Source organism: Cellulomonas massiliensis JC225 (assembly GCF_000312005.1).
Taxonomy (GTDB): domain Bacteria; phylum Actinomycetota; class Actinomycetes; order Actinomycetales; family Cellulomonadaceae; genus Cellulomonas; species Cellulomonas massiliensis.
In genome coordinates this window covers 1,537,386-1,542,214 of sequence record NZ_HE978588.1, presented here as the reverse complement: position 1 = coordinate 1,542,214, position 4,829 = coordinate 1,537,386, and the positions used below count along the sequence as shown (strand labels likewise).

Annotated in this window: 4 protein-coding genes; 3 read left to right on the top strand and 1 reads right to left on the bottom strand. The window is 75.4% G+C overall.

Translation table 11 applies throughout. The annotated features are described in order from the left end of the window. From HGCM_RS07375 to HGCM_RS07365, 3 genes are all read left to right on the top strand, one after another. A partial coding sequence (locus HGCM_RS07375; RefSeq protein WP_019136212.1) for a hypothetical protein occupies positions 1–525 on the top strand: 525 nt, incomplete at its 5' end. A 131-nt stretch (positions 526–656) separates the two neighbouring features. Then, the gene (gene acs, locus HGCM_RS07370) at positions 657–2,645 is read left to right on the top strand and encodes an acetate--CoA ligase (protein ID WP_019136211.1); all 1,989 of its coding nucleotides are present in this window, start codon (positions 657–659) and stop codon (positions 2,643–2,645) included. A 100-nt stretch (positions 2,646–2,745) separates the two neighbouring features. Continuing rightward, a complete protein-coding gene (locus tag HGCM_RS07365; RefSeq protein WP_019136210.1) occupies positions 2,746–3,513 on the top strand; it encodes a hypothetical protein in 768 nt (255 codons plus the stop codon). 30 nt (positions 3,514–3,543) lie between these two features. Here the strand turns inward: HGCM_RS07365 and HGCM_RS07360 are convergent, their stop codons facing one another. Then, entirely contained in the window at positions 3,544–4,773 is a 1,230-nt protein-coding gene (locus HGCM_RS07360; protein ID WP_019136209.1) for an NAD(P)-binding domain-containing protein, read from the bottom strand. Positions 4,774–4,829: the final 56 nt, after the last annotated feature.

The following is a 4,829-nucleotide window of genomic DNA, read 5'->3' as shown; positions in this document are numbered from 1 at the left end:
CACGACCCGGCCGCCGACGACCGCGCGCCCGTGACCGAGCCCGAGGCCCCGCGCAAGACGGGGTTCGGCTCCCACGTGCTCGGCGTGGTGCTCGGCCTGCTGCTCGCCCCGCTCGGCGCCGCCGCCCTGCTCGGCGGGCAGGCGCGCATCCTCGCCGCGCAGGTGGACGGCTGGGACGCCTCGACGGAGGTGCTCGGCATCGTCCTCGTCTCCGCCGGCCTGCTCCTGCTCGTCTGGGTGCTCCTGCTCGGCCTGTGGACGGCCACCGTCCCCATCACGGGCGGCCTGGTGCTCACCGTGCTGGGCGCCGTGTACCTGTACGCCCCGAGCCTGGCCCGCGAGCAGACCCTCGCCTGGTTCGACCGCGAGCGCTGGCACGCGACCCTCACGCAGGTCGTCGTGACCGGGACGTCGGGCACGCTGCTCGCTGCGGGCGTCCTGCTGCTCGTGGCCGGCCTGGTCACCGCCGGGGCGCGCCGGCGCGGCGTGCGCTTCGGGGTGCACACGGAGCGCGCCGCGGCCTGACCCCTCGCGCGGCGCGTCGGCCGGGAACCGTCACGGTGGATGCGACGCGGGTGCCACCCGCCTCGCACTAGAGTTCCGGTTCGGGACCTTGGTCCCACTTGCACCGACGACGCTGCACGGGAGGCCCACGCGTGACCGAGACGACCTCCGGCGGTCTGGAGAACCTGCTCTCCGAGGACCGGCGGTTCCCCCCGAGCCCGGAGTTCGCCGCCCAGGCGAACGCGACCCGCGACCTGTACTCGTGGGCCGCCACCGACCGGCCCGCCTTCTGGGCCGAGCAGGCGCGGCACCTGCTGAGCTGGAGCACGCCGTTCGAGCAGGTGCTCGACTGGTCGGACGCCCCGGTCGCCCGCTGGTTCGCCGACGGCCGGCTCAACGCCGCGTACAACGCGGTCGACCGCCACGTCGAGGCCGGCCGCGGCGACCGCGTGGCGCTGCACTTCGAGGGCGAGGGCGGCGACACCCGCACGATCACGTACGCCGACCTGCAGCGCGAGGTGTCGAAGGCGGCGAACGCGCTCACGGAGCTCGGCGTCGGGACCGGCGACCGCGTCGCGATCTACCTCCCGCTGGTCCCCGAGGCGGTCGTGACGATGCTGGCGTGCGCGCGCATCGGCGCCCCGCACTCGGTCGTGTTCGGCGGCTTCTCGTCGGAGGCGCTGTACAGCCGGATCCTCGACGCCGAGGCGAAGCTCGTCGTCACCGCCGACGGCGGCTACCGCCGGGGCGCGCCGAGCGCGCTCAAGCCCGCGGTCGACGAGGCGCTCGCCAAGGGCGAGACGACGGTCGAGCACGTGCTCGTCGTGCGCCGCACGGGCCAGGACGTCGACTGGACCGAGGGCCGCGACGTGTGGTGGTCCCACGTGGTGGACCCGGCGTCCGACCAGCACGTCCCGGTCGAGGTCGACGCCGAGCACCCGCTGTTCATCCTCTACACCTCGGGCACCACCGGGAAGCCGAAGGGGATCTTCCACACGACGGGCGGCTACCTCACCCAGGCGGCGTTCACGCACCTCAACGTCTTCGACCTCAAGCCCGAGGAGGACGTGTACTGGTGCACCGCCGACATCGGCTGGATCACCGGGCACACGTACGTCGTCTACGGGCCGCTGGTGAACGGCGCGACGCAGGTGATCTACGAGGGCACCCCCGACACCCCGCACCGCGGCCGCTGGTGGGAGATCGTCCAGAAGTACGGCGTCACCATCCTCTACACGGCCCCGACCGCGATCCGCACGTGCATGAAGTGGGGCGAGGAGATCCCCGCGCAGTTCGACCTGTCGTCGCTGCGCGTGCTCGGCTCGGTGGGCGAGCCGATCAACCCCGAGGCGTGGATGTGGTACCGCCGCGTCATCGGCGGGGACAAGGCCCCGATCGTCGACACGTGGTGGCAGACCGAGACCGGCGCGATCATGATCAGCCCGCTCCCGGGCGTGACGGAGACGAAGCCGGGCTCGGCGCAGGTGCCGCTCCCGGGCATCGCCGCGGACGTCGTCGACGACGACGCGCGCTCCGTCCCGAACGGCTCCGGCGGCTACCTCGTCCTGACCGAGCCGTGGCCGTCGATGCTGCGAGGGATCTGGGGCGACCTCGAGCGGTACAAGGACACGTACTGGTCCCGGTTCCAGGGCCTGTACTTCGCGGGCGACGGCGCCAAGAAGGACGCCGACGGCGACATCTGGCTGCTGGGCCGGGTCGACGACGTCATGAACGTCTCGGGCCACCGGCTCTCGACGACCGAGATCGAGTCGGCGCTCGTGTCGCACCCCTGGGTCGCGGAGGCGGCCGTCGTGGGCGCGAGCGACGAGACCACCGGGCAGGCCGTCGTGGCGTTCGTCATCCTGCGCGGCGACGCCGGCGCGGGCGACAAGGGCGCGGACGAGGTGCAGGCCGAGCTGCGCGGCCACGTCGCCAAGGAGATCGGGCCGATCGCCAAGCCGCGCCAGATCCTCGTCGTGCCCGAGCTGCCGAAGACGAGGTCGGGCAAGATCATGCGGCGCCTGCTGCGGGACGTCGCCGAGCACCGCCAGGTCGGGGACGCCACGACCCTGGCCGACTCCTCGGTGATGGACCTCATCGCCCAGGGGCTGTCCACGCCGGCGGCCTCGTCGGAGGACTGAGCGCGGACGTCGACGCGGGGGCGGGCGCCGGCCCGCCCCCGCGTGCGCGCGGGCGGACGACCGGTGGGCGCGACGGACGCCACCATGCGGGAGGAGCACGATGGGTCCCACCGGCGGTGAGCCGCGGGCGGTCCCGGCGGGGTCGTCGACCTCCGCCGCGGACATGGGCGAGGTGCGGGCGGTGTTCCGCGCCTGGCCCGGCACCGTGTTCTGGATCGTGTCCGCGGCGGTCGTGCTCGTCATGCCGGTGCTCGCGATGCTGACGCCGGACCCCGACGACCGGCCCTGGCTCGCCGTCCTGATGACGGGCGTGTGGCTGCTGTGGGTGCTGGTCCTCGTCGCCGCGGGGGTCGTCGAGCGGCACCGGGTGTGCGAGCACGGCCTGGTGCTCGGCTGGCGCACACGGTCCCGCTACGTCGTGCCGTGGTCGTCGGTGGACCCCGGACGCGTGCGGGTCGTGCGCCGCTCGAACCTCCTCGGCCGCCTGCCGTCCATGCCGCCGTCGTCGCCGCACTACCGCGTCGGCATGGTCAGCGGCACCGCGCTCGCGCTCAACGGCCTCGACTCCGCCGTCGAGGGCTGGCTCCACGTGCCGGGGATGCTCGAGGTGACGGACGCCCGGTCCCCCGGCAGCCGCCGGCGCGGCACGCCCTTCGTCTGGTGGTTCCTCGGCACCCGCCGGCCGGAGCGGCTCGTGCGGGCGATCGAGGACGCGATGGTCGCCGACGGCTACCCGGCCGCGGGCATGGCCGACCGGGCGCTGGCGCAGGCGCGCACGCTGCGGTGGGACCCCGGCGCGGACGACCCGTTCCCCGCGCGGCAGGCGAGCGACCCGGTGATCGGGGTGGACGGGCCGCGGCTGCCGTGAGCCCGGGAGCACCCCGAAGGCCGCGCGCCCTCAGAGCCCGAGGTGGGCCCGCAGCCGGTGGACGGCGTCGCGGCCGGCGCGGTTCGCCCCGACGGTCGACGCGCTGGGGCCGTACCCGACGAGGTGGATGCGCGGGTCCGCAGCGACCTGCGACCCGTCCATGACGATGCCGCCGCCCGCGCCGCGCAGGCGCAGGGGCGCGAGGTGGTCGAGCGCGGCGCGGTACCCCGTCGCCCACAGCACCGTGCGGGCCTCGACGAGCGGCGGCCCGCCGACCCAGCCGGCAGGCGGGTCGTCGTCGGGCGCGTCCCACGCGACGCCCTGCGGCACGAGGCGCGAGAACATCCGCCGCGCGCGCAGGACGCCCGCGTCGATGCCCTCGCGGTACGCCGGGGTCAGCGGCAGGCCCGTGACCGAGACGACGCTGCCGGGCAGCAGGCCCGCGCGCGTGCGCTCCTCGACGAGCGCGACCGCGGCGCGTCCCAGCTCCGGGGTGAACTCCTCGTCGCGCCAGGACGGCGGGCGCCGCGTCACCCAGGTCGTCGTCGTGACCTTCGCGACCTCGAGCAGCAGCTGCACCGCGGACGTCCCGCCGCCGACCACGACGACGTGCCCGTCCGCGAGCTCCTGCGCCGAGCGGTACTGGCCGGAGTGCAGCTGCCGCCCGGCGAACGACGACGCGCCGGGGTACGCCGGCCAGAACGGCTTGCGCCACGTCCCGGTCGCGTTGACGAGCCCGCGGGCGCGGAACACCACCTCGTCCTGGGGGCGGCCGTCGAGGTGCGAGCGCACGAGGAGGCGGTCGTCCTCGCCGGGCTCGACGCGCGTCACGCGGACCGGCCGCTGGACGTGGAGGTCGAACGCCTCCTCGTACTGGGCGAAGTAGTAGGGCACGGCGCGGTTCGCGGGCTCGGAGGGGTCCGGCACCGCGAGCGTCATGCCGGGCAGGTCGTGCACGTGGTGGGCGTCCGCCATCGTGAGGCCGTCCCAGCGGTGCTGCCAGGCGCCGCCGGGGCGGGGGGCGTCGTCGAGGACGACGAAGGTCGCGGCGGCGTCGTGCCAGCCGCGAGCGCCGACGGCGACGAGACCCGCGCGCGCGAGGTGGTACGCGGCCGAGAGCCCGGCCTGGCCGGCACCGATGACGACGACGTCGACGTCGACCGGCGCCGCCGCGGCCCGCTCGCGGGCCCGCAGCGCCCGCCGCGTCGCCGCGCGCGGGGTCCCTCCAGCCGCGGCGGGCTGGGCGGGATCGGGAAGCATCCCGTCCAACCTAACCGAGCGGCGCGCGCCGCGGTCGGCGTCGGCCGGGTATTCAC